Source organism: Paenibacillus sp. FSL M8-0212, from assembly GCF_038004645.1.
Lineage (GTDB): Bacteria > Bacillota > Bacilli > Paenibacillales > Paenibacillaceae > Paenibacillus.
This window is the reverse complement of the sequence record NZ_JBBORP010000001.1, coordinates 2943173-2970130: the sequence shown is the minus strand read 5'-3', so window position 1 is coordinate 2970130 and position 26958 is coordinate 2943173. Positions and strand designations below refer to the sequence as shown.

The following is a 26958-nucleotide window of genomic DNA, read 5'->3' as shown; positions in this document are numbered from 1 at the left end:
ACTTAATCTAAATCTTGTTTTAATTATAACACTGCATATCCTGTTTGGGAAGGCTTCTGCACTCTCTTGTAAATGAAGATTCCATGAAGTACAGCTTCATCCTATATCATTATATAAAGGGGAGTTATACTTGCCAGACGACTGATTAATGATGGTGTGTAGTACTGCCTGCAACAGATCCCACTGTTTATTTATACCTCCAATTACGCTCACATACTGCGAATATTCTCACAGTGCAAATAACGCAAAAACAGCCCTTTATCTCTGCGAGAATGATAGGACTGCATGAACCCACCTGTGCAATTTTATTGCTTAACAAACTCAAAAGTCAGAATACGACTGATCTCTTCATAGCTCGATGCTACAAAATGGGGTTGATGATCAGATTCCGGCGCCGCCTCCCGATGGTTGAACCAGATAACTGTCCAGCCCGCATCCATTGCGCCTACCACATCATTACGCCACGAGTCTCCAATGTAATAGCTGGAACGGGGATCTGTCCCAGACTGCTTACTCACATATTCAAACAACCTGCGATCTGGCTTGGCATAACCAGTCATACCGGAGATGAAAATCAGATGCTCGTCCACGAGACTGAGCACATCCAGTGCTTCAAGCTTGCGTCGCTGATGCTCTCCTTCTCCATTGGTTATCAGACCAACGGTATGACCTTCTGCCTGAAGCCTTCTTATCAGCTCATATGCTCCTTGAAAAGGTACAATCTCGAACTGTCTGATCAGATACTGAGCTTGCAGTTCTTCAGCCTGTCCCGATTGTAGGGGAAGTCCAAACTCCTCCATCGTCAACTCAAACCTTCGACGGCGCATTCTCTCCACCGCATCCGGCTCCGGTACAGCAGACAGATCTTCTTGTGCAGACAACCAGTCACTATAATAGCGAAAACGGTGGTAGGCCTCAGCATAAGGGAACTCATCCGGCAGGCCGAGAACTTCCTGCAACGCGCCACGAAGCGGCTGCAAGTGATCATATAAAGTATCATCCACGTCGAAAAATATGGTTTTAGCATTATTTATCTCATTCATAATCGTTGTCTATCCTCCTGCTTTGAGTCCAAACATTCTCTTCTTACTATATATCTATCCATTGGTTCCGTCCAAACAATGAAACATCGTATTATAACGATCAGATCATTACATATGAGCGTAAGCCTACACAGACAGGTATATAAGCAATTGTCTTATTCCAGTTAATGGAATATAATATATTAAAGACTCTTTTAAAGATTAAAAAGGTGGGATGAATATATGGATATTTCTGAAAAGAAATGTACTGATTGTGGAGGAACGTCTTTCGTACAAGCAACGGATTTCATCAATCTTCGTCCATTGGATAAGAAATTGGCGCTTGGCTCGGAAAGAGTATTCACGGTTTGTTTGGATTGCGGAGAGGTTCTTTCAATTAAAGTGAAAAACCCGGAGAAATTATTATAATTTAACAATGAAGCAACTGGTATAAAACATATAAACATAGCCCACTGAAAATCGCTAAGTTAGCGGTTTTTTTATTTTATGAGGACAAGTTCTTCTCCTGAGTCAAATAAGGATAGGCGAAATCGAGCGTTAGCTATATAAAGAAAAGTTCGTGGCTCTTTTATATAAATAAAGAACACCCCTTTCCACAACATACATCGTTGTGAACTGAGGTGCCCTGCTTTATCTAATCCAAATTACTCCACTATCACACAATCCAATTGAAGGTACATCACAGAATGTGTGTATTCTAATTAGATTACTAACGATACAACCTTACCTGCATTCACATCAATCAGGCCATGGTCCGTGATCTTCAGTGCCGGACTTACCGCAAGAGAGTGAGTACTGATCGACATGATCGGGTTGTAATGCACATACCCAAGAGACAACATCGCTGCTCTCAGTTCCTTCACTTGATGGGACACCACTGCAAGTGGTTCTTCCGTCAAAATGCCACCTACGGGAAGTTCCAGATGGGACAGCACCTTGCCGTCTTCCACCACACAGAAGCCACCCTGGCTCGAAATTACTGTGTTAGCTGCCAATATCATATCTTCACGATTACGTCCTACAACCAACAGGTTGTGATTGTCGTGTGAATATGTCGTTGCAATGGCGCCACGTTTGATGGTGTCTCCACCGATCAGACCATGTGCACGATTGCCGTTCACGCCATAACGTTCAAAGGTCGCGATCTGCGCATATCCGCTTTCTTCCCATAACAATTCACCATCCGCAGACTGAATCGGTGCAATATGTTCTTCCACAAAAGTAGAGCCATCCTTCACCATCATGACACGGCATTGGTACTCGCCTTCATCAGCGAGATCAACACCTGCTCCACTGACTTTTGGGTCTGACAACTGAATTGCAAAATCTGCTACGCCAAGCTCCTCCAACTGCACACTCTTATAGAAGTGAGGTGGGAATTGCCCGGTTACTCGTTCTTGCTTATACGGTTCGGAATTGTCATAAGCTTTGCGGCCGTTTTTGTACACCTGATCAATCGAAAGCTCCTCCAGGTTGGATAGCAACACATAATCGGCCACCTTGCCTGGGGCCACGCTGCCACGATCGGTCATTTTCATCCGCGAAGCAGGGGTAGATGTTGCTGCATAGATTGCATCTTCAGGACGCATCCCCATCTGAATTGCTTTGCGTACGATGTGATCCAGATGACCATGCTCCACCAGTGAATCCGGCATCACATCATCCGTTACGAAGCAGAAATGCTGCGCCACATCATGTTGAATCAGGTACTCCATGACTTCCGGGGTCATCGATTTCTCCTGAATTTCAATAAACATACCTGCCGCAATCCGCGCCTGTAATCCCTCAATGCTCTGATGGGTATGGTCGGAATCAATACCTGCGTAGATCAGTCGATGCAGATCAAGTCCAAGCAGTTTCGGTGTATGACCTTCGATCACCAGATCGGGATAGTTTTTGCGAATATGCTGTAAAATCTGGTTCGTCTTGCACTCCGGATCACGGATGACATCGACATAGTTCATGATCTCGCCGAGACAGATAATCTCGCCAGTTGCGAGCAACACATCCATATCTTCAATCTCAATCGAACCACCTGTTGTCTCCATCGGGGTTGCTGGAACCGAGCTTGGGATCGCATAGAACATGTCCACCGTCGTCTCGCGACTCGCAGCCATCATCTCCTGCACACCTTCAAGACCAAACACATTTGCCATCTCATGCGGTTCTGCGACAATGGACGTTACTCCACAGCCAATCAGACCATGGGAGAAGGTTTCAGGTGTCACCATCGTACTTTCGATATGCAGATGGATATCGATCAAGCCAGGAATCATGTATCTTCCCCGCGCATCAATGACTTCGTCTGCCTGAATCATCTCAGATCCACCGGGTCCAACATACAGGAATCTGCCGTCGAGTACAGCAACGTTGTTCATTTCAAACCGTTTATAATAACTGTTATACACATGTACATTCATAATTAGTTGATCTGCACGCATGGGGCATAATCTCCTTCTTCACAAACATTTCACCGCGATCCGGACTAGACAATGAACCTGTACTTTAATCTGACAATGCACTTGATTGCGTACCACTGCCTCGTCCGGAATCATCGTATGAATTGTCTTCTTTACTGCTCTTATCTCCTCAAGCTACTCCCTACATTCACGACTACTCTACCAATACAAGCTTGTCCTGTGGGAAAATCAAGCTAACACGCTGCCCACTAAGGTACGGTGTTTCCATCTCCTGATTTGCTGTAAAGTCACCCAGCTCCGTCTCAATTACATACTGATAACTGCGTCCCAGATACGTGCTTACTTTGATAATGCCCGGCAAGGCGTTCACGACATCCGCAGAAGTATCTCCACTAACGATCAGATCATCCGGGCGAATCGCGCCTTTACGTGCACCGGGACGTGCTGTTCCAGGATGCGCTGTTGCCGTAAATGTGCGGCCACCTGCATGCAATGTGATGAGTTCACCTACATCGCTGCGATCCGCAAATTCAATGAAATTATGGAACCCGATAAATCGTGCGACAAACTCCGTTGCCGGATATTTAAAAATCGTTTCCGGGCGGTCGAGCTGCTCGACCAAGCCTTTGTTCATAATCGCTACCTGATCCGAGATCGAGAAGCACTCTTCCTGGTCATGAGAGACATACAACGTTGTAATGCCCAGCTCTTGCTGAATCCGGCGAATCTCCACCCGCATGTTGAGGCGCAGGTTGGCATCCAGGTTACTGAGTGGTTCGTCAAACAAGAGCAGATCAGGCTCAATCACCAATGCGCGGGCAATCGCCACACGCTGACGCTGTCCACCAGACAGTTCTTGTGGAAAACGTTTCTCAAATCCATTCAGGTTAACGACTTCCAGGATTCGCATCACACGGGAAGAGATATCCTTGTCTTTCACCTTGCGCATCCGCAGGCCAAAGGCCACGTTGTCATAGACAGACAGATGCGGGAATAACGCATAACTCTGAAATACAAATCCGAAGTTCCGCTTGTTCGCTGGAACCTTCGTATAATCCTTGCCGCCGAACATAAACTTGCCCTGTGATGCTTCCAGAAATCCGGCGATGAGGCGCAGCGTAGTTGTTTTGCCGCAACCGCTCGGTCCGAGCAGGGAGAGCAGTTTACCTTTTTCCAGCTCCAACTGAAAATCCTTCAGGATTGTCTGCTTATCGTATGCCACGGATACGTGGTCTAATGTCAGCAATGCCATAGCGTTCTGCGCCTCCAATTAACGTTTAGTAAAGTATGAAAATCCGCCCATGATCCGTTCGATCACGAACATTAAGAGTCCGGTCAGTACCATCAACAGCACGGAAATCGCTGCAATCGTTGGGTCAAAATAATTCTCCACATACGTCAGCATCTGGATCGGTAATGTGCTTACCCCTGGTCCGGTCATGAACACCGAGATGTCCACGTTGTTGAAGGACTCCAAGAAGGCAATCAGCACGGCAGCGATAATTCCTGAGCGGATGTTAGGCAGCACGATCGTGAAGAACGTTCTTACCCGTCCCGCACCAAGACTCAGCGCAGCTTCTTCCACTGCAAAGTCAAAGCTCGACAGACTCGACGCGATAACCCGAATGATAAATGGAAGCATGATAATCGTATGACCGATCAACAGTCCAAGATACATCGGCAGATGGTAGATTACGATCAGGTATTTCATCAATGTAAAACCAAGCACGATTCCCGGGATCAGTACCGGGGACAGGAACAGTGCGTTCAGCACGGACTTGCCTTTGAAATCGTAACGACTAAGTGCATACGCAGCCGGAACTCCGAGCACCAGCGCCAACAGGTTCCCCAGCAGGGAAATGATGATGGACGTTTGGAATGTGCGGAGGAAACCGCCTGTGTTGAAAATATTCTCATACCAGCGGAAGGAGAACCCTTCCGGCGGAAATTTGAGTACCGTTCCCGGTTCAAACGAAGTGACCGATATGATCAGAAGCGGGCCCAGCAGAAAGATAAAGACCAGCAGACTGAACAGGCCCAGCCCGATATGTTTCTCCCGCATATGTCTACCCCTTCGGATTTAAAGTTTTGGCCATTTTGTTCATGACACCGACCACGACAAATGTAATCACAATCATAATCGCGGCAACAACCGAGGCCAGATACCAGTCGTTGAGGGTCATGGCGTTTTGATACAGGAACGTAGCAATTACACGCTGCTTGCCTCCAAGGAGGGCAGGTGTGGTATACGCCGTCAGGCTTCCGACAAAAACAAGCACGGCTCCGATCACAAGTCCAGGCACAGCCAGCGGGAACACGACCCGGCGGAATGCCGTTATGCGCGATGCACCCAGACTTTGTGCTGCTTTGAGCAGGTCACCGTCGATATTCTCAAGTACACCGACCAGAGAGATAATCATCAATGGCAGGAACAGGTGTGTCAGACCGATCATCATCGCTGCCGGTGTATACAGAATATCCAGCGGCTTGTCCACGATACCCATACCAACAAGGGTGTTATTGATCAGTCCTTTGCGTCCAAGGATAATCATCCAGCTGAACGAGCGCACGACCGGACTCGTCAGCAGTGGGAAGATCGCCAGTGCCAGCAAAATGCCTTTGCGGCGCGGCGCTTTCTGCGAGATATAATAAGCTGTCGGGAATCCGAGCACCACACAGACGATGGTGGTGACCACGCTGACTTGCAGCGTCGTAAGCAATATTTTCAAAAAGTATGGGTCTCTGAAAAAATGCATGTATCCTTCAAATGTGAAGGAGTTTTCTTGGAAAAACGTCGACCCGATCGTCAGGACAATCGGAATGATCATAAATGCCGCCAAAAACACGAATCCCGGCAGCAATAGCCAGTAGATTACTGATTTCTTCATCGCGATACTCCTGACTCTTAAAATGGTTTTATTCACACGTTTCAGTGGCGCACATTTCAAAAATAAACGTCCACGTTCATCGCACCAGCCGTTCCGGTTACGAATCGTTCTTACGATCGCTGTTATCCTTGGATTTTCTTGATCGCCTTCTTAATAGAAGGAAAAATCCAAGGATAAAGGCGAACGCTGCCGCTTCTACAGAATCGATTTCGTCCCCTCCACTACCAGCAAAATACGTGGGGTTGATTTTAGACTGAACCCCAATGCCGTGAAGATCATAACTACGCGTTTAACGCGTTGATAAACAGTTCAAGGAAGCTTTCTGCATCTACGGTTTCGCAGACGAGGGTGTTGGGCTGCTCGCCCAAACGGTTTTGGAAGTCACATACCATCTGGCCATCGCACAGGCGGCTAGCGGTTTCGACATCGACGTAATAGGATTTGCGTCCTACCAGTTCCGGGGCAAGGGCTACGCCTACTGCCAGCGGATCATGCAACGCGCAAGCGCGGACGCCGTTCATTTGTTCGTAACGGTTGATATAAATCTCCGTGCTCTGAGCAACGTACGCGCGCAGTGCAGGATCTGTGAGACGCTCAATCGTTGCTTCATTCAGCAATGTTTGACGAGTTACATCCAGTCCGACTTGAGTAAGCTTCTCGATGCCTGCGTGCAATACGATGCGAGCGGCCTCAGGATCAGCGTATGTGTTGTACTCGGCGGTTGGTGTAATGTTGCCATGTCCTCGAACCACACCACCCATGAAGATGACTTCCTTCAATAAAGAAGGCAATTCAGGACACTTCATCAGCGCGAGTGCCAGATTGGTTAATGGAGCTGTCATGATCAATGTCAGTTCGCCTGGATATAACTTGGCCTGCTCCACGATAAAGTCCGGCGCAAAACCATCCTCGGCTTGCTTGGAAACTGCCGGACCAGGCAGCGCACCGCCCAATCCGTCCTGTCCATGTACCCGGTGTTCATAATGCGACTTGCGAGTGAGCGGTCCAGCTGCTCCGGCAAAGACCGGGATCGTTGGTGCACCCGCGAGTTCAAGAATTTTGCACGTATTCTCTGTTGCCTGCTGGAGTGATACGTTCCCACAGACTGTGGTGATGCCGAGAATGTCCAACTTCCGACTTTTGACGGCCAGCAAAATCGCCAGTGCGTCGTCAATCCCCGTGTCCACATCCAAAATGATGCGATTCAGCGCTTCACTCATCCGTTCTCAACTCCTATACGGTGATTGGTTGCTTGCTGCAAATGATATAAGTTTCAACATGTGGATCAAAGATAACTATTTAGTCGGTTACTTGTTTTATTGTGCAATCTCACGGTTCCAGCGATCTGTCCAGCCTTTAACCTGTTGATTCACGAATTCCATATCCAGCTTGTTCAGCTTCTCAACAACTTCAGCGCCATATGTTACACCTTCTGCTTCTTCAGCAGTCAGTTCAACCTTTGTGTTAACCGGGGAATCAACTTTAGCTTTGGCAGATTTCGCTTGTACATCCTGGCTCAGCTGCCAGTTGATGAACTCTTCAGCGAGCTCTTTGTTTTTGCTGCCCTTCACGACATTGATCGTGTTCATAACGGCATATGCACCTTCGCTAGGTGTAACAAACTTTGCATTAGGCACGGCTGCTTTCAGATCTTTGAAATACATTTCCATGATCGGTCCGCCAGCAATCTCTTCTTGGGAGAACATGTTCACGAATTCGGACGTTTGGCTGTAGAATTTCACCACATTGCCGCTTAGTTTTTTCAGTTCAGCAAATGCCGCATCTTCATTAAACGTATCGTTTCCGGCTACACGGGAAGCTGCATCCACAACCATTGGGCCTGCTGTTGCCGTAATATTCGGGATGGTCAGGTTACCTTCGAACGCCGGGTCCCACAGGTCACTCCATGAAGTCACTTCTTTGGATACGAGATCCGGGTTATAAGCGATACCGAGCTGTCCAACCGTGTAGGCCGGGCCATAATCTTCACCAAGTGGTGCTTTGGCAATATCATAAATGTCATTTACATTTGGAATTTTGGAGCGGTCGATTTTCTCAAACAGACCTTCATCGATACCTTGTTGTGCATAATAATCAGACAGGTAGATAACATCGACATTTGATGTACCTTGACGAATTTTATTCAGACGTTCAGCGTTATTGCCGACTTCGAGCACGATGTCTACATTATGTTCTTTTTCAAAGGGACCAAATACTTCTTCATTGAAGAAATCTTCCGAGAAGCCCCAAGTGGAGATAACCAATTTGTTCGCTGCGGTTCCCCCACTGCCTGATCCGCCTGTTGCATCCTCTGTGCTGCTGCCACAACCTGCAAGTAATACTGATGTCATTGCCACTGCTGCCAAACCGCTAATCCACTTTTTCATCATGATCCTGATTCCCCCTGATATATGTGATGTGTATGAAAAAACAAAAAGAAAAGTGCTCTTGTATAAACAAGAACACTTTTCTTCGTAAACAAAGGAAAGCGACACCCGCTGCCGGTACATCATCGGTTTCTGCTTCAGAATCAATCCAAAGACAGACGCCATCATATGAAATTGTACGGAACCTGATCATGAATCGGCCATAACCTCTGTATACATCAACAAGAATTAATCCTGAAGATCCATCCTTAGGCCTGTTCCAGAATCACATTTGTGATTGCCCACTGAGTGGACGCATCATAATCCCGCAATATAGCTTCAATTGGCAAACCCATGTGTTGCTCGAGCTTCTCCCGGAATTTCTTCTTATATAAGACAGACATGCGGAAGTCCACTTCCAGCTTTAAGCCGGGGGCCTCCCCTTCCAGGGCATCAGAGCGCGGTGAACGTCGGTGCTTCGCGTAGAAGGTCACAATATTCTGGTCAATGGTCACTCTCAGGAGAGTGGTGCCAAATCCGAACAGTTCCTTCGAGATTTCGTTATAATACTGGCACATCTTCTTCTTGCTCTCATTGCTGTCCAGTAGTTCCATGAACTCACCCACATCTCTTACTACCGTACATTCGACGTGTTAACACGATTGATTATACATAAATCTTCTGAAATGAGCAACCCAAAAGATATACTTAACATGTAAATCACACACAGAAGCGAACTATAAGACATTTACCCTCAAAAACAATTCGTCTTAAACCACAGTGAATTTACATTAAAATGCCTGCATGTCAGTCCTATACTATTGTTGCTTCTAAACTACGTTTTAAAACACAGCATTCGAGTCTTCGTTTCAACTTTCTCTCTGTAGGGGTATTAATTCCTGCGAAACATAGACAAACTTCGTCATCAACCGTTAAAATGAGACACAATGTTGACATGTTTTTATTTTCTAGAAATTGGAGGCTTATACCATGAAATGTCCAGTATGTAATCATGAAAATGGAGATGCCCATTTTTGCGAGAGGTGCGGCTCTAATCTAACCCAAACCACCTCTTCGCCAACTCCTGTACCAAACCCGGAATCTGCTGCTGCTTCCGAACCCGAATATACCCGTTGGTCCAGCACGCAGGCTACCTCTTCCCAGGCATCCGCTCCATCCAACACACCATCCGTATCCATTCACAAGGAACAGGCGAGAGAATCAACAGGTACCAATGACCATGCTTCTGCAGGAGACAATAGCTCCAATCAGTGGAATAATATTGTGCAGAATGAGAAAGTTCAGCAAGCCAAAGAAGTAAGTAAACAGTATCTATCCTATTTCCTCAGTGTATTGGCCCGTCCTTATCAGACGATGAAAACCGTTGGCGACCAGCATTCACTAAACGGATGGCTAACGATGGCGCTGATTGCAGTTCTATCTTCTACATACTTCTTAATTACCTTCAGTCGCATAGGCATGGATGGCTTGTTCATTGGTGGATTTTTAAGACCGCTATTGTTCACCGTCATTATTCTGATTGCCTCCATTGCACTGATGTACGCTATTCTGAAGATTGAAAAAATAACCTTCCGTCCCAAAACACTGGTTGCCCAGTTCGGTACATTGCTTGTTCCTGCTGTCGTATCCCTTGTTCTGGCGAATTTGTTTATTATCATCTCGTATTCTATCGCAATCTCATTGCTCGCTGTCTCGTATATCATTGTCTTTGTCGCTCTGAACTCAGTACTGTTCCAATATCCATTGAATCGCACCAAAGCAGCTATAGACAGCATGTACAGCGTACTCATCGCCAATGCGGTCATATTCTTTATTCTGTATCGATTGCTCGGTGAGATTATTATTGGACTCATCAGCCTGATGCTTTCCCCGTTTGGTCGTCTGTAAAATAGTTCAGTTGGAATAAAGCTGTTTACACTCGTTACTTGGATGACAGAACAACCTTCCGATCGCTGTTATCTCCAGATTTTTTTATTCACTTTTACAAAGGTGAAAATCTGGAGATAAAGGCGAACGCTTCCGCTTCTTCAGGTTCTTTCTGTCCTCTACGTTTCGTGTAAATGGTTATTCCAATAAATATTAATTTTCCTGACTCTTTAGATTTATATTAAGGCCTTCCTTGCTCATGCCAGGAAGGCCTTTTTTAGGTTTTCTATGGCGGCGTTGCGCCGAGCATGTATCATACACTATAATGTGTAGTGCAACAGGTATGTTCTTATTTACGTAATAAACCAATCCAGTAACTCTCGTTACGTAATGAGGATTCATCGTTGCCATTAACACTACACTATGTAGTGTATTAATCACTCATTTTACAAAGAAAGCAGAGGAACTCTTCTATGGACATGACTCATATGGATCATATGCAAATGGAGCACGAGGCAGGTACATCCTACCTGTGGCTCATCGTAGGTGTAATCGTGTTTCTGTTCTCCATCGCCGCCTATATCTGGGCATCACGCACACAGGGCAAAATCCTGGGCCACATGAAAAAGAAAGAACGCGCGGACATCCACAAAAAAAGTCGCTCCCTTCGGCTGGCTGCACACGTAATGATGGCTGTGTCGATTGTTACGTTTGGTCTGTTTTTCATGCAAGGTGCAGGTAAAACCTATAATGTAGCTGATCTGGAATCCAACGCAACAATCAATGTGACGGACGATAAATATTATGGGGCTGACCATACGGAGGACCCTATCCAGTATGAGATGAAGATCCCAACTTCAGGGCCGCATAATCCGCATGATATCAAGTTTGGATTTTACACCGACTTCCCGGGTTATAATTACCTGGTACACAATCTGGAGCACGGGGATATCATCATCTATTATCGTGAGAACGCAAGCGAGGACTTGAAGGAGCATCTAAAATACCTCGTCAAATTCCGGGAAGCTGGGGCAGGTATACTTGCCGTACCAAACAAGGATATTCCCGAAGGCAGTGAAGTCGTAGTGACCGCATGGACCAAAACGATGAAACTCGACCAATTCGACGATGCCAAAGTGGGTACTTTTATCAATAGATATATTAATCAGGGACCAGAAAAGATTCCTGCCTCTGTTCGCCAGGGCGGCGGAACAATGTAATGATGTAATGACGTAATCACTTAGTCATGTGAAGCCCCTCTAAGTCGTAACCATGAGGTTTGTTCCAATGATGGGCATGGTCGATATAGGATATAAACGTAATTAGCTCCCGGATCAAATTGACACGGGAGCTAATTCTTTATGGACCGGATGCCGATATTTCAAGTAGAAAACTGTACATTTGATATATACAATACATACGAACCAAAGAAAAACGACAAGCACTACCAAGTAAAGAGACAAAGAGACGATTCATCCAACAGATCAAGGGGGAACACTTTTACCAATGAACAGTTTGTTTATGCGGATCTTTTTATTTTTTTCCTGTCTGATGCTGGCCGCGGGTGCGGTTCTTGGCATTACAATGTACCGTTCATCGGCTCAACTGGTCGAGCAGTCCATGGGGATGCAGGCACAGGCTGTGGCTGAACGGGCAGCTGCACTAATTGACACTTCTCTTTATGCACCACTCAGTACCGGACAGGGCGAGACAGCGTATTATGGCACATTACGTGAACAGCTCAGTCAACTGCGCGAGGCCAATGGGCTCAAGTATCTGTATACACTTGGTACACGCGAAGAAAATGGAACAAATACATATTACTATGTTGTGGATGGAGCTGCTGCCGATGTGGCAGAAGATGACTTCTCCCCTTACGGTTCCGCAGAAGAGAACCATTATGAAGGAATGCTGCAAGCTTTTGAACAGAATGAACCTATTCGGGGCGAACTCACACAGGATGAATATGGCGCTACCATTACTGCGTATGTGCCGATCCACGGAGATGACGGAAAAGTACTGGGGCTGGTCGGTGCGGATCTGGATTCCACTGCGGTATATGAACTGATGTCACGCAACCGGATGACCATGATCTGGACAGCCCTGGCTATTGTGCTGCTCAGTGTCTTGCTGGTGTATGGATTCGCCCACTACTTGACCCGACCATTGGTGAAGTTGAAGAAGTTAATTACCCAGGTAGGAAAAGGCGACCTGACCGTCAACGTTGAACTTAGCCGCAAGGACGAGGTGGGACAGCTCGCTTCCGAGTTCAAACATCTGGTTACAGGTACCCGGGATGTCATGACGGGCATCCGTCAAAGCTCCGATTCTCTGCTACAGGCTGCAGAAGGAGTATCGAAACATTCACAGGCAACTGCCGAAGCTAGCCAGCGTATTGCCGAGCATACGAATCATACAGCCAGTGGAGCTGCCGAACAGGTGGCTCGTGCTGGCGAAGTTACGGTAGCCATGGAAGAGATTACGCGCAGCATGCAGCACATTGCGAATTCTTCTTCTATAGTCGCAGATGTATCACAGGAAACGACCAATAACGCGGTGCAAGGTCAAGCCAACATCAACACGGCGATGGACAGCATGGATAAAATTCATCAAGCAAATGTGCAGATGGTGGCCTCCACCTCTCAGCTGGAGCAGTACTCAGGTAAAATTGAATCGGTGGCACATCTGATGAAAGGCATCGCTTCACAGACCAATCTGCTCGCACTTAATGCAAGTATTGAAGCGGCTCGTGCAGGAGAATATGGCAGCGGGTTTGCGGTGGTTGCCTCAGAGGTTCGCAAACTTGCGGGGGAATCAGAGCAATCGTCCCAACATGTAACCGAACTGATCGCCGAGATGACACGCCAGACTGCCCTGTTGTCGGAACATATGTCTGCCAGCACATCAGCAGTCCAATCCGGTCTCGCTGTTGTTCAGGAGGCAGGCCGTTCGTTTACATCCATTCATACCGGAATCGAAACGATGAATGAACGTCTCCACGAAGTATCCGCAGCATCCGAGCAGCTGTCTGCCAGTGCAGAAGAAGTGTCCGCTTCCGTGGAGGATATGGAACATATCTCACGCGAATCCTCTTCAAGTATCCAACAGGTGTCTCATGCTACCGGAAGCCAACTGCAATCCATGGATGAGATGAGTGCATCCGCCGAATCTCTGCGGGTATTGTCCAGTGAGCTGAACGGATTGATTAGTCGATTTAAAATATAGCGGGCAGCTTAGATTGTTATACAGATTGAACTAAAGAATATTCACACATGCCACTTCGATGACAGAACAACCTTCCGATCGCTGTTATTCTCAGATTTTTTGATTCTTTTTTCAAAGGTTAAAATCTGAGAATAAAGGCGAACGCTTCGCTTCTCCAGTTTTTTCTGTCCTCTACGTTCTCGTGTAAAATGATTGTTCAATCTATATTGATCAGCCCACAACAAAAAAGCCGCACGGCAGGGACGGGATTATGGGGTCAACCCCATTTCCGGACACTGCCTGCGGCTTTATTTTTGTTGTACCTTTAAGGATGGCAAGCCCAGAGGCTGCCTGAATTAGTAGCGCTGCGGAGCAGCTTTTTTACCCAAATCCGTCATGTACGTAAAGAACGCTTCCGGATCGGTATCATACACCAGTTGTACTGGACGTCCGTCTGCTTGCTCCACCGTGCGGCCCTGGCTAGGACCATCCGGGATGACAATGCAGTTTACGGTTTTCTTCTTCACGATGTCCTCGCGTCCAACGGAAGCCGTTGTCAGCACATCCCACAGATAGTATGTGGAATTTGTCTCACTGTACACCAGTGGCGGACAACCTGCGTAACAGTTACCCAAGAAGTCAACGCCTTCGAAGCGACGCTCTGCTGCCCAGCGGTTACGAACAGCTGGTGTCAGAGGTACTTTGTTTGTGCTTTCCAGTGCAACCAGATCGATCTGTATGCCGCTCTGCCACACACGATAAGCCGCTTCCGGGTCCCAGAATACGTTCCATTCAGCTGTACCATCATGCTCAGGCTCTTCTACGTTACCACGCTCAAATGTGCCACCCATCCATACCAGCTTGTCGATTTTCTCTTCAATGTCTGGTGCTTCGTCGAGTGCACGCGCAAGGTCAGTCAGTGGGCCTGTGAACAGGAGCAACGTTTTGCCTTCGGTATTGCGCACTTTCTCGATCAGATGCTGGTGTGCTGGAACAGTAGAGAGTGGTGCTTCCATTTTGCCGGATTCATTCAGTACTGGAAGTGCATCTACATAGAAGGAATGCAGTCTCCACGCCGCAGGAAATGGATTTTTCCCTCTGGAGTTGGATTTGGATACCTCTACGGAATATGTACCGAAACGATCGATAATTTTACGGCTGGCATCTGTTGCTGGCTCCAGATATCCGTCTGCCGGAATAACCGATACGCCGGTTACATGTACATTGTCCATTTGCAGAAGCATGAACAGCGATACGAGGTCATCCACGCCGCCGTCATGGTTGAAATACACATTAAGTTGGTTCGTCATGCTTGCTTTCATCCTTCCCCTGGTTGTCCCATTGTTGTTAATTCTATCGTCTGCCCAAGGCCGACGCTTCCTCTATTATGTCCCAAAACACTTGGTTACGTAAACCTTCCCCATACAAAGAAAGCCAGGATCATGCCTCATCCTGCGGATATTTTACAGTTCCACCATTCCATCTCAGGAGGACAACGGGTTGAGGTCATCATCGTTCGGAAAATAAAGAAATGGACAGCAGGCTTCAAGCACCGCTGTCCATCTCACCAATCCATGCATTACACGGACTGGTTCTGTTTCTCCTCATTCTTCTCTGCAATTGGAACATACTTGCCTGGCCAGAAAGCCCATTTGCCCAGCAATGCGGTGATAGCCGGCACCATGAACGGACGAACCAGGAAGGTATCCAACATCACACCAACAGCTGTGATTATACCAAACTGCACCAACACCTGAATTGGCAATGTAGCAAGTACCGCAAATGTTCCTGCCAAGATCAGACCTGCAGATGTAATAACAGAGCTTGTCTCGCCAACACCTTCTCTAATCGCTTGACGAAGCGGCATCGTTTTGCGTTTCTGCCAGATGCTAGAGATCATGAAGATGTTGTAGTCTTCACCCAGTGCCACGAGGAATACGAAGGAATACAGCGGAATCGCTCCCTGAATGGCATCTGCGCCAAGTCCGTAGTGAATGATGATCCAACCCAGACCCAGTGCAGAGAAATACGACAGAACAACCGTTGCAATCAGATACGCCGTAGCTACAACTGAACGCAGATATAATAGTAATAACAATGTAATCATACCGATGACCACGGGAATAATGATCTTGGCATCCCGTTCTCCAGCCACTTCAATGTCATACTGTTCAGCCGTCTGACCATCGATCCAGACCTGACTGTCCACATTAGCTACACCAGCTTCTTGAAGCGCCTGTTCCGCAGTAGCCCGCAGATCTGGAATATGCTGCATTGCCTCCATGGAATATGGATTCAGATTAAATTCCACGTCAAAGGCGGTAATGTTGGCATTCTCGGCGCCCTGCTGGGCATCGCCTACTTTGCTAATGTAATCCAGCGATTCGAGACGCTGCTTCAGATCAGTTTCTTTGCCTTCGGCATCAACGATCACTTTCACTGGAGCCAGCTCACCTTGGGAGAACTGTTCACCGATGACGGTGAAACCTTCGCGGGAAGGCACATCCTCCGGGAAAGAAGACAACAGATCATACGTGAATTTAACCTGAGTAGAAAATGCCGCCAGTCCTCCCAGCAATACCAACGTAATTGCAAGAACGGTCCATGGCTTTGTTACTACAACACGGCCAATCCAGCTTTCCTTCACTTTGCGCGGGGCAGGAGCCGGTTTTCCTTTTTTCTTCGCACGTTCCACTTCCATCTCATGTGTACGTGGTACGAACGGGTAGAATGAACCCCGGCCAAAGATCGCAAGAAGTGCCGGAACCAGCGTCAGACTTGCAATAAACATGATAAAGATGGACAGACTGAATGGTACGGCAAAGCGATGATATGCACCATATTCAGCCAGCAACAGCACCAGTAGTGCTGCAACGACCGTGAATCCACTCATGGCAATGGCGCCGGAAGATCCGGTGATTGCCTGGAAGATAGCTTTCTTTTTATCCGGCTCATGATAGAGAATTTGACGGTATCTGGAGATCATAAACAGGCAGTAATCCGTTCCTGCTCCAAATAACAATACGGTCATGATCGAGATCGACTGTGCGTCCACCGTGATCCAGCCCTGATCCGCCATGAATCCGAGAATGGGGCTTGTCACCATATACGCGAATCCAACGGCAATGATCGGGATAATCGCCAGCACTGGCGAGCGATAGATCAACAACAGCAGTACTAAAACCAGTACAACCGTAGCAATCAGCAAGGATACATCGGCGGAAGAGAATAGCCCGCTCGCATCAATGGATATCCCTACTGGTCCTGTCACACGGGCAATCAGTGTATTGGTATCATCTATGGCTACATCGAACGGGTTTGACCCGAAGATGTCTTGTGTTTTTTGCTCAAGTGCTTCAATAGCTTCCTTCAATTGTTCCGAATCGGCACCTTCATTGAAGAAAAGTGGCATAACCAAAGTACTTCCGTCTTCCGAAAGCTGGCCTTTCAATGCCTGTGGTGGTAATTGATAGAGTGGCACAACGGACTGTTGTTGTTCTACCGGATCTTGATCCAGTCGCTCCGTTAATGCCTGAATGTTCTGAATCTGCTCATCCGTCAGACCGCCGGCTTGACGCCATACGATCAGCGCGGGCAGTCCTTCACCACCAGGGAATTCCTTCTCGGCAAGTGCAGCTGCCTGAACCGATGGTTTGGATTCACTCAGATCCTGTGCGTTATTGGTTTCACGATCACCTACAGCAGGCCATACCATACCAAGCACAACGGCGATAATGATCCATACCAACAGTGTAATCCATTTGCTTCGTTTGCCGGCAACCCAGCGGCCGTAACCCGAACCTTCCTGCATTGTCTCTTCATCTCCCTATTCTGTTTCTATGAAGCCCTATTTATGTGATGGTGTAGTAATGAACCACGGGTCATAGTATAATCGAGTTAATTATATATACCGGAAGGTTAATTTTGCAATGCCTAATTTTGTGAACACTTCTAACAAGCAATTAAATACGTAAAGAGGTATGTACTTATGAGCAAAAAAACAAACATTCCCCGTTCACCGGGTAGACCCAAAACAGGTGTGGATCAAGCATCTGTGCAATCCAACATATTGATGACCGCTTCACGATTGTTTATGGAATACGGGTATGAACCCGTCTCTCTCCAGCAGATTGCTTCTTTATGCAATGTAACCAAAGCATCGATCTATTATCACTTCTCCAGCAAAGCCGATCTGTTCACTGTTGCCATTACCCGCATGATGGCGATGGGCATGCAGCAGACTTCGCTCCGTCTGGAAGAACCCGGCTCATTGCAAGAAAGGCTGGTTAAGGTTGCTGAAGCGAAGATGCAACACTCCCATATTGAAACGGAAACCATGATGCGAGAAGCCGAGAAACATCTGGACACGGAGCAACTCGCCCAGATTCGAGAAGCGGAGGTTCGCATATTTGAAGTGCTAGCCACCCATTTTCAGAAGGAGATGGACAATGGTTATTTGCGGGTCGGGAACCCCATGCTGCTTGCCCATGCGTTTACGTCACTGCTGATGCTCGCGAACCGCGAAGATGTACGCAACATGAATGACGGCAGCATTGAGGAACTTGCGCAGGAACTGGTGGCCCTGTTTCTGGATGGAGCTGTTAGGCGAAACTAAAATATATAGCTGTATCTCAAAAGCAGTTATGCCAAAAACCATCGGGCGATGTAATGAACACACCTACCGATGGTTTATTTGTTGAAATCTAATCATGATTATAGGACTCTGCTCCTGAAAGTTTTGAATTGTTCCTGTAATTACTTACCTGGTACTTAATCGACAGTGATATAAATAGATATATTAGGGCCATCACTACTATTCTCCGTATAGAATTTACCTTCACCCGTTGGTCTTCCGTTTTTAAACATGCCCACATAGACTAACTTACCGTTTAAGTACCCTTTACCTTTGCCGGTAATAGCTCCATTTTTAGCCTGCCCATCATAGATGATTACACCATCTTCGTACAATTTAATTTTGCCAGAATACGTGGGTACTCCTTTATCAAATGCACCAACATAGGCAATTTCTCCATATTGATATGCTTTACCTTGTCCCTGTGGCAAACCATTCTTAAACGTACCCTGATAGAACATTTCACCATATTCTGTATACCACTTACCTTGACCATGAAACGAACCATTCAAAAAATCACCCTTATACTTAACCGTTCCATCTGGATAATATTCGGTACCCTTACCTGAAGGAAGCCATGTTTCCTTATCCACCTTACCAACATAATTAAACTTTCCATTTGGGTAATAAGTCTTTCCCTGTCCATTAGAAATATCCGAGTACAGCTTTCCATCTGCGTTATACCTTTTTCCTTCATGAGGCATTCCCGCTACAAACTTACCTTCAAAGCTCTTCTTCCCATTTGGAAAGTAGGATATTCCTTTACCATTAGGAACACCATTTTTGACTTCTCCCACATATCTGTGTTTCTCACCAGAAAGAGTAATATAGATTTCTTTTTTCGCTGCTAAGACCTGTCCAGGTGAAGTAAACAGCGGTGTAGCCAAAATTAAAAAAACAGTAAACCACTTCAAACAATTCTCTAACTTTCGCATTTCGTTAAATCCCCATTTCTATTCTTATAGAATCTATCGGCCTGCTAAGGTAAACTGATACGTCTCTTTAAGACTATGAATGTCTGGTTTACTACAACGCAGCTATGTATACAGTACAGCAAATCAAAATATGTAATTCGAGCAGAGTAATACGAATCTTCAAACTAGGTTTCTCTTCGACTTAGCAAGCACGACAATACTTATATCGACCATTATAGCTACAAGCATGAGAAAATATGGTAGAGTGTTGTTAATTATCTATTTTCCGTTGATTAATACGATACATAACATGAATAACACTAGCCTTGAACCCATAGGAGGAACAACTAATGTCACATTCAAAACCTTCCCCACGTATCCCCCGTCTGCTAGAAACGTCGCGCATATATCTGCGTCCTTTCGAGATTACAGATGTGGATGCTTATTTCCCCGGTCTGTGTGACGCCGAGATGCGTAGGCTGACAGGAACACAGAACAGTTTCACACGCGCTCAGGTTGAACGTTATGTTGAGAATGCAGCACAGGATGACTCCAGATTGATGCTACTGATTGCTTTACAGGAGAATGACCAGATCATCGGAGATGTCGTCCTGATGGACATGCATGCCAAGAATCGCAGTGCACACATCCGGGTTGCCATCAATCATGCCGAGCATCAAGGAAAAGGTTACGGTAGCGAGGCTTTGCTGCTTATGCTGGACTACGGCTTCGGCATCTGTAACCTGCATCGAATCGAGCTTGAGGTGTACGCCTTTAACGAGCGAGCCATTCGCACGTATGAGAAACTTGGATTCCAGCGTGAGGGTGTGAAGCGGGATGTCTTGTTCTACAACCATCAATATCATGATGCGATTCAGATGAGCATGCTGGAGGATGAGTTCAGACAACGTCATATGAAAGATCAGGTAGGGAATGTTTAAGTTTCCGATCAGCTAAAATCAAACTAAAAAACCGGGGGATTTAATAACCCTCCCCGGTTAGAAACTTCAGATGACCCGTCAGCACCGACAGCTCGGCGGGTGTCTTCATATACAATTCGCCATCCGTGTCAGCTGACATCGGCGCATCTGTCTTTACTTTTAGCGTAGATGCCTTAAAGTATGAAATGCTCTCACTCTGAGGTTGCCAATCTCCCTCCGGCTTGTGTGACAGAATCTCTCGCAGCAGGGGAATGCCTGTCTCATGAATAATGAGCACGTCCAGTTCGCCATCCTGCAACGCATCCGTTGCAAAGGGCAGGGCATTCGTTCCCAGAAAACGGCCATTAGCTGCATAGATCATCACTGCTTCGCCTTCCATCTCTTCCCCATTTACTTCCAGTTGATAACGAAACGGCTCTGTATGACTAATCGTCTGCAACGTGCTGATAAAATAACTGAGCTTACCCAGCGCGCCTTTCAGATTCTCGTTAATATTCTGCGATGCATCACTGATTAAGCCAATACCGAAAAAGTTCGTGAACACCCGATCATTGGCTCGTCCAACATCAATGGATACCACCCGACCTGCAAGCATTTCTTGTGCGGCAGTCTCTGCATCCGGTGAAATGCCGAGCGAACGCGCAAAATCATTACAGGTACCTCCAGGCAATACACCAATCAACGGAGGATGTTGCAGATCAGCCAGTCCATTCACGCATTCATGTACTGTGCCATCCCCACCCAGGATAAACACCACATCGAATTGCTCCCCGCGCTCACGACACAACTTCTCTCCTTCACCCGGTTCATCCGTACGCACAATGACGAGTTCATGGACAGCGGGAGCCAGCACACCAGCCACAAGGCCCACTGTATTCTCACGATTGGCCTTACCCGAATGATGATGATGAATTAACAACGCTTTGTTAAATTCCATCCCTCTTCCTCCATTCCAATGCTTGTTACCCTTTACCCACAAAGGTCGAAGCCGTAAACAAGCCTTGCGCTAAGTACTCATCATGATTTCAAATAGGTTCCCCAACCGGATATGCATCCTAATCCTCATTCATTCGTAATAGCTATATAAGTTCAACATAAGAATATTCACACTTGCCACTCCGATGCCAGAATAATCTTCCGATCGCTGTTATCCCCAGATTTTTTTGATTTAATTTTGCAAAGGTGAAAATATGGGGATAAGCGTATGCTTCCGATGTAGCTTTCTTGCAGAAAGCTTTTAGGCGAACACTTCGTTTCTTCAGGTTATTTCTGTCCTCTTCGTTCTCGTGTAAATGTAAGGTTCAACTTATAAAGATGATCCTTTATCTTATAAAACCATTTCCTTGTTTAACCAGATGTATGCATGAGAAAAAGGGTTTCTCCACACCTTATGTCATAAGGCTGCAAATTTTGCTGGTGAGAACCCATTCAAATCGAGTCAAAACGGTTATATCTATACCATATACGAATGGAGGGATTCCCTATGATTCCGGCAACGTTGGAACAATTGGAGCAAGTTCGCAAGGAATGCCGTACCATGGTTCGCAAAAGAGCTACCGCATCTGCCGGTACAACACTCGTTCCGCTGCCCGGTACAGACGTACTGGCTGATGTGGGGATGCTGATGCAGCTGTTGCCTGCCATTAACAATAAATTCGGATTATCACAAAAACAGCTGGACGGCATGGACCCCGAGACCAAATCCATGATCTATGGATTCGTCATGTCCATCGGAAGCAAAGTCATCGGTCGTATGATCACCAAGGAATTGGTGGTACAGGTTCTGAAAAGAGTCGGCGTACGCGTAGCCACCAAATCAGTCGCCAAATTTGTCCCCTTTGCAGGACAGGGATTGGCTGCTGCACTCAGCTTCACAGCCATGCGCTATGTGGGTAACAAACATGTGGATGACTGTTATGAAGTCGTCAAACGCATGATTGAGCAGCGCGAATTGATCCCGGGTGAACCCGCTCCGTCTGCACTGGAGGAAGTGAACAGCGACGACGCAAAAGTAGAAGTGAACTCGATCTCTAGCAACGGAGCAGATGAACCTGCAAAGGAGACTAAGGATCAGTAAATAAATACTTCATATCTCAGCGTCAATCCTCTGGAGATACGACAAATAGCCGGGAACCCTACTAGGGTGCTCCCGGCTATTCTTTTTAATTACATCTGTAATCAGATCGCCTGCGGTTGTTGCTCCGCAAACTGACTATTGTACAGATCCGCGTAGAAGCCCTGACTTGCCATCAATTCATCATGATTGCCCTGTTCAATCACATTACCATGATCCATAACCAGGATCAGATCGGCACCGCGAATGGTGGACAAACGGTGTGCAATGACAAAGCTTGTGCGATCCTTCATCAGATCATTCATCGCTTTCTGGATAAATACTTCGGTCCGTGTATCCACGCTACTTGTCGCTTCATCCAGAATGAGGATGGCCGGGTTCGCCAGAATCGCTCTTGCAATGGTCAGCAACTGTTTCTGCCCTTGAGAGATGTTCGACGCCTCTTCATTCAGCACCGTATCATAACCATCAGGCAGTGTACGGATAAAGTGATCCGCATGTGCCGCAACGGCTGCCTTGATGACATCGTCTTCCGTAGAACCTTCTCGACCATACGCAATGTTGTCCCGAATCGTTCCGTTGAACAACCAGGTATCCTGAAGCACCATGCCGAACAGACTACGCAGCTTGCCACGCTCCATGTCCTTAATGTCGGCACCGTCAATCGTAATCCGACCATCCTGAATTTCGTAGAAACGCATTAACAGGTTGATCAGGGTGGTTTTACCGGCTCCCGTTGGTCCAACAATGGCTACCGTCTGTCCCGGTTTTACATCAATATTCATGTTATGAATGAGCAGTTCATTTTCTTTATATCCAAAGTTAACACCTTGGAATGCAACCGCACCTTTAGGCTGCTGTAGTTGCACGGGTTGTTTGGACTCCGGAACTTCTTCCTCTTCATCCAGCAACTCGAATACTCGTTCTGCCGAAGCAATCGTTGATTGAATGATATTGGAGATATTTGCAATCTGGTTAATCGGTTGTGTGAATTGACGGGAGTACTGTGTGAAGGCCAGAATATCCCCGATAGAGATCGATCCGCGTGTAACAAAAATCCCACCAACCACACAGATCAGCACATAACCCAGGTTACCCACAAAACTCATGAGCGGCATAATAATACCGGAGATAAACTGGGCTTTCCAGCCAGATTCATACAGTTCTTCATTGACCTTCTCAAATTGCTGTACGGATTGTTCTTCACGTCCAAATGCTTTGACAACCTTGTGTCCCGTGTACATCTCTTCGACATGACCATTAAGTTCCCCAAGGGATTTCTGTTGACCCGCAAAGTGTTTTTGCGAACGGGAAGCGACCAGCATGACAACAACCACACTAAGTGGCAGCGTCAAAATCGTGATCAGCGTCATCCATGGACTAATCGTCAGCATCATGATAATTACACCGACAATTGTGACGATAGACGTAATGAACTGTGCCAAACTTTGCTGAAGTGTATTACTGATATTGTCCACGTCATTCGTGGCACGGCTAAGTGTCTCCCCAGTTGTGCGGGAGTCAAAATATTTCAAAGGAAGACGTCCAACCTTCGCACTGATCTGCTCACGCATGTCATACACAACACGCTGGGCCACACCAGCCATCAGGTATTGCTGAACATACATAAATGCAGCACTGAACAGATACAGTCCGCCAAGCAGATATAATACTTTCATCAATGCAGGAAAATCAATCCCGGCTCCCTGTACACCCTGAAGGATGGCAATGGCGCCTTTACTGAGAATATCCGTTCCTTCTGCCATAACTTTTGGACTGATGATGCTGAATACGGTACTCAAAATGGCTGCAACCAGCACGCCTAACAGACGAGAACTATGGGGCTGGAGATAACGAATCAAACGCCGCAGTGTGCCTTTGAAATCTTTTGCTTTCTCAGCGGGAGGTCGCATGCCCATTCCGGGACCTGGACCCGGCCCACCAGGGGGACGATGCGACTTGCGTTCTGTACGTTCACTCATGCGATCTCCTCCTCTGTCAGCTGGGAGGATACAATCTCGCGATACACTTCATTGTGCTCCAACAGCTCTTTATGTGTTCCTGAACCGACAATTCGGCCCTCATCCATGACCAGAATACGATCGGCATCCATTACTGTACTTACGCGTTGCGCAACAATCAGCACAGCCGCTTCTGTCGTTTCGGACTTCAGCGCAGCACGAAGTTTAGCATCCGTTTTGAAATCGAGAGCAGAGAAACTGTCATCAAAGATATAAACTTCCGGGCGGCGAACAAGTGCGCGAGCAATGGACAGACGTTGCTTTTGTCCACCAGATACGTTGTTACCACCTTGCGCGATCAGGCTGTCATATCCCTCTTTCATCTCGGTAATGAAGTTCTCAGCCTGAGCCGTACGGGCCGCATGAACAACTTCATCCATTGTGGCATCGTCTTTCCCGTGACGGATATTCTCCGTAATCGTACCCGTGAAGAGAACTGCTTTTTGTGGTACAAAGCCAATTTTGGCACGCAGATCTTCCTGCCGAAGTTCACGCACATCCGTACCATTTACCCGAACACTACCTTCGGTCACATCATAAAATCGTGGGATAAGACTGAGCAATGTTGATTTCCCAGAACCCGTACCGCCAATGATGGCTGTTGTCTCACCTGAGCGAGCTGTGAAGGAGATATTGGACAAAGCTGGATTCTCTGCACCCGGATAACGGAAAGTTACATTGTCAAACTCAATCATACCCTGCATGGATTTCATGCCAAGAGGCTGCTCGGGATTGCTAAGATCCGGCTGCATATCAAGCACTTCGTTGATCCGTTCTGCCGATGCCGAAGCTCTTGGAATCATGACAAAGATCATGGAAACCATAATCAGTGAGAACATGATTTGCATTGCATATTGGATGAAGGCAATCAATGCACCGATATTCATATTGCCGCTGTCGATCCGCATTCCACCAAAATAAAGGATGGCAATCATCGAAAAGTTCATAACCAGCATCATCACAGGCATGATGGTCGCCATGAGCACATTAACTTTGATCGATGAATCTCTCAGTTCGGTGTTGGCCCCGTTAAAGCGCACTTTCTCATGCTCCCCACGGTTAAAGGAACGAACAACCCGAATCCCTGTTAACTGCTCACGCAGCACCAGGTTGAGACGATCCAGCTTTTTCTGAATGGTTTTGAACAAAGGTAAACCCTTGGCACCAATTAGCGCAATGGCTCCACCCAGTACCGGAAGCACGACCAGGAAAATCGTAGATAATTTGGCGTCCTGAGATACCGCCATGAAGATCCCCCCGATACACATGAGGGGAGCCATAATCATCATGCGCAGCATCATCGTAAGTACGTTCTGTACCTGCGTAATGTCATTCGTCGTACGCGTAATCAGTGAAGCAGTACCCATCTTATCGAACTCCTGTAGCGAGAAGTTCTCCACATGGCGGAAAACTCTGCTGCGCAGTTGTTTGGCAAATCCACCCGCTGTTCGAGATGAGAGGTAACTGGCGATCACCGAACACGCTGTTCCACCAATCGCGATAACCAGCATCCATCCACCAATCTGCCAGATATACGGGATATCTCCTTTAATGATGCCGTCATTCACAATATCTGCCATTAGTGTAGGCAGGTACAATTCGGCAAGCGACTGAAACAGTACCAAAACCAGAATGAAGATAATCGGTATTCGGTAAGGCTTCAGCATGCGAAACAATTTCATCATGGCGTATCATCTCCTTGTGTGGACGTCTCCGTCTGTTGGAAAACCACTGTATCAAAAAAGGTATAAACCTTGGTCAACAACTCCGTCAAATGAATGCTTTCTTCCTCACCCAAATGCTCGACGAGCTGGTTGAATGTTTGCATGCGCTCCTCATGTGCCGCCCGAATAATGTTTCGCCCTGCCTCCGTAATGGTGATACGCACAGCACGGCGATCCTTCGGGTCCATCGTTCGTTCCACCAGCCCTTCGTCCTCAAGCCCACGAATAACCGGGGTTATCGTTGGTGATTTCACCCGCAGTAACGCACTGATTTCCGATACTTTTAGCCCTGGACGACTCTCATTCAGCTCTCTCTCAAAATCTGGCGGATTATCCCGCCAATCCAGACGTTCTCCCGGATGCGTACCATGCAGCAAACAAGCCAGCACCATAATTTCATTGTGATTGCGCCCATGAGGTTTATGTTGCCTCCATTTGCCTTTATTAAACTGCATGATGGAGTACAAAAGCTTCTGAGCGACCGGATCTATATCCGTCATAATGGGTCCCTCCTTCTTTCTCTTTATCATTCCATAGATATCCAACATCATAGGACATCTATTAAATAGCAGTACAATTAAATAGATGCACAATTAATTAGGTTTACTAAGTATATTATCGCAAGAAGCCAATGTCAAACATCTAAAAATAACCAATATAAACCCATAACCAAGAGCCCACTCGCGCTTGATTATGGGGTTTATCATTTTGCCGTCATTGGAGCCAGATATACTTATTATGTGCAATGCCATGAATCCAAATTACAAAAAAGCTCCCATTCTGACTCCAGTGGATGATGACCCTGGGTAAGCAATGGGAGCATTTTTATTGTAATGGAAAATT

Annotated in this window: 22 protein-coding genes; 7 read left to right on the top strand and 15 right to left on the bottom strand. The window is 46.7% G+C overall.

Translation table 11 applies throughout. The features are described 5' to 3' along the window. Positions 1-305 precede the first annotated feature (305 nt). The gene (locus tag MKX68_RS13220; RefSeq protein ID WP_340912135.1) at positions 306-1043 is read right to left on the bottom strand and encodes an HAD family hydrolase; all 738 of its coding nucleotides are present in this window, start codon (positions 1041-1043) and stop codon (positions 306-308) included. Between the two features lie 222 nt (positions 1044-1265). Here MKX68_RS13220 and MKX68_RS13215 point away from each other — a divergent pair, with 222 nt between their 5' ends. After that, positions 1266-1451, top strand: coding sequence for a hypothetical protein (locus tag MKX68_RS13215; RefSeq protein ID WP_338588982.1), 186 nt, complete (start codon positions 1266-1268; stop codon positions 1449-1451). Between the two features lie 293 nt (positions 1452-1744). Here MKX68_RS13215 and MKX68_RS13210 read toward each other — a convergent pair whose 3' ends face one another. From MKX68_RS13210 to MKX68_RS13180, 7 genes are all read right to left on the bottom strand, one after another. Next, entirely contained in the window at positions 1745-3484 is a 1740-nt protein-coding gene (locus MKX68_RS13210; RefSeq protein ID WP_338588984.1) for an adenine deaminase, read from the bottom strand. A gap of 172 nt (positions 3485-3656) precedes the next feature. Continuing rightward, positions 3657-4715, bottom strand: a complete 1059-nt coding sequence (locus MKX68_RS13205) for an ABC transporter ATP-binding protein (protein WP_338588986.1) — start codon at positions 4713-4715, stop codon at positions 3657-3659. 18 nt (positions 4716-4733) lie between these two features. Continuing rightward, positions 4734-5525, bottom strand: coding sequence for an ABC transporter permease (locus MKX68_RS13200; RefSeq protein ID WP_017691790.1), 792 nt, complete (start codon positions 5523-5525; stop codon positions 4734-4736). A gap of 4 nt (positions 5526-5529) precedes the next feature. Continuing rightward, positions 5530-6351, bottom strand: a complete 822-nt coding sequence (locus tag MKX68_RS13195; protein ID WP_340912129.1) for an ABC transporter permease — start codon at positions 6349-6351, stop codon at positions 5530-5532. 281 nt (positions 6352-6632) lie between these two features. Next, complete coding sequence (locus MKX68_RS13190) at positions 6633-7559, bottom strand: nucleoside hydrolase (protein WP_340915380.1); 927 nt, start codon at positions 7557-7559, stop codon at positions 6633-6635. Positions 7560-7667: 108 nt separating this feature from the next. Continuing rightward, entirely contained in the window at positions 7668-8738 is a 1071-nt protein-coding gene (locus MKX68_RS13185; protein WP_221820266.1) for an ABC transporter substrate-binding protein, read from the bottom strand. Between the two features lie 248 nt (positions 8739-8986). Further along, a complete protein-coding gene (locus MKX68_RS13180) occupies positions 8987-9331 on the bottom strand; it encodes a Na-translocating system protein MpsC family protein (protein WP_017691786.1) in 345 nt (114 codons plus the stop codon). Between the two features lie 376 nt (positions 9332-9707). Here MKX68_RS13180 and MKX68_RS13175 point away from each other — a divergent pair, with 376 nt between their 5' ends. The 3 genes from MKX68_RS13175 (at position 9708) to MKX68_RS13165 (ending at position 13829) form a co-directional block, all read left to right on the top strand. Then, on the top strand, positions 9708-10625 hold the full coding sequence (locus MKX68_RS13175) for a hypothetical protein (RefSeq protein WP_340912127.1): 918 nt from the start codon (positions 9708-9710) through the stop codon (positions 10623-10625). Between the two features lie 467 nt (positions 10626-11092). Next, positions 11093-11824 carry a DUF3105 domain-containing protein gene (locus tag MKX68_RS13170; protein WP_340912125.1) on the top strand — a complete coding sequence of 244 codons (732 nt, stop codon included), beginning with the start codon at positions 11093-11095 and terminating at the stop codon, positions 11822-11824. A gap of 286 nt (positions 11825-12110) precedes the next feature. Then, positions 12111-13829 (top strand): methyl-accepting chemotaxis protein, encoded by a 1719-nt coding sequence (locus MKX68_RS13165; RefSeq protein WP_338588995.1) that lies wholly within the window; start codon positions 12111-12113, stop codon positions 13827-13829. Between the two features lie 335 nt (positions 13830-14164). Here the strand turns inward: MKX68_RS13165 and MKX68_RS13160 are convergent, their stop codons facing one another. Together MKX68_RS13160 and MKX68_RS13155 are read right to left on the bottom strand one after the other, a co-directional pair. Further along, complete coding sequence (locus MKX68_RS13160) at positions 14165-15118, bottom strand: nucleoside hydrolase (protein ID WP_091035973.1); 954 nt, start codon at positions 15116-15118, stop codon at positions 14165-14167. Between the two features lie 269 nt (positions 15119-15387). Next, the gene (locus tag MKX68_RS13155) at positions 15388-17619 is read right to left on the bottom strand and encodes an MMPL family transporter (RefSeq protein ID WP_340912121.1); all 2232 of its coding nucleotides are present in this window, start codon (positions 17617-17619) and stop codon (positions 15388-15390) included. 177 nt (positions 17620-17796) lie between these two features. On the opposite strand from MKX68_RS13155, the gene MKX68_RS13150 reads away from it, so the two are divergent. After that, positions 17797-18423 (top strand): TetR/AcrR family transcriptional regulator, encoded by a 627-nt coding sequence (locus MKX68_RS13150; RefSeq protein ID WP_340912119.1) that lies wholly within the window; start codon positions 17797-17799, stop codon positions 18421-18423. 155 nt (positions 18424-18578) lie between these two features. Here MKX68_RS13150 and MKX68_RS13145 read toward each other — a convergent pair whose 3' ends face one another. Then, positions 18579-19376: a hypothetical protein gene (locus tag MKX68_RS13145; protein WP_017691778.1), complete on the bottom strand. Its 798-nt coding sequence runs from the start codon at positions 19374-19376 to the stop codon at positions 18579-18581. 329 nt (positions 19377-19705) lie between these two features. On the opposite strand from MKX68_RS13145, the gene MKX68_RS13140 reads away from it, so the two are divergent. After that, complete coding sequence (locus MKX68_RS13140; RefSeq protein ID WP_340912116.1) at positions 19706-20296, top strand: GNAT family N-acetyltransferase; 591 nt, start codon at positions 19706-19708, stop codon at positions 20294-20296. Positions 20297-20336: 40 nt separating this feature from the next. Here MKX68_RS13140 and MKX68_RS13135 read toward each other — a convergent pair whose 3' ends face one another. Continuing rightward, a complete protein-coding gene (locus MKX68_RS13135; protein WP_340912115.1) occupies positions 20337-21233 on the bottom strand; it encodes a diacylglycerol/lipid kinase family protein in 897 nt (298 codons plus the stop codon). A 546-nt stretch (positions 21234-21779) separates the two neighbouring features. Here MKX68_RS13135 and MKX68_RS13130 point away from each other — a divergent pair. Next, positions 21780-22373, top strand: coding sequence for a hypothetical protein (locus MKX68_RS13130; RefSeq protein ID WP_091035960.1), 594 nt, complete (start codon positions 21780-21782; stop codon positions 22371-22373). A 101-nt stretch (positions 22374-22474) separates the two neighbouring features. Here MKX68_RS13130 and MKX68_RS13125 read toward each other — a convergent pair whose 3' ends face one another. The 3 genes from MKX68_RS13125 to MKX68_RS13115 are packed head-to-tail and all read right to left on the bottom strand — an operon-like array spanning position 22475 to position 26615. After that, positions 22475-24352, bottom strand: coding sequence for an ABC transporter ATP-binding protein (locus MKX68_RS13125; protein ID WP_340912112.1), 1878 nt, complete (start codon positions 24350-24352; stop codon positions 22475-22477). After that, positions 24349-26076 (bottom strand): ABC transporter ATP-binding protein, encoded by a 1728-nt coding sequence (locus MKX68_RS13120; protein WP_340912110.1) that lies wholly within the window; start codon positions 26074-26076, stop codon positions 24349-24351. Before MKX68_RS13120 ends, MKX68_RS13125 begins: the two co-directional genes overlap by 4 nt. Further along, positions 26073-26615: a MarR family winged helix-turn-helix transcriptional regulator gene (locus MKX68_RS13115; protein ID WP_017691772.1), complete on the bottom strand. Its 543-nt coding sequence runs from the start codon at positions 26613-26615 to the stop codon at positions 26073-26075. Before MKX68_RS13115 ends, MKX68_RS13120 begins: the two co-directional genes overlap by 4 nt. Positions 26616-26958 lie beyond the last annotated feature (343 nt).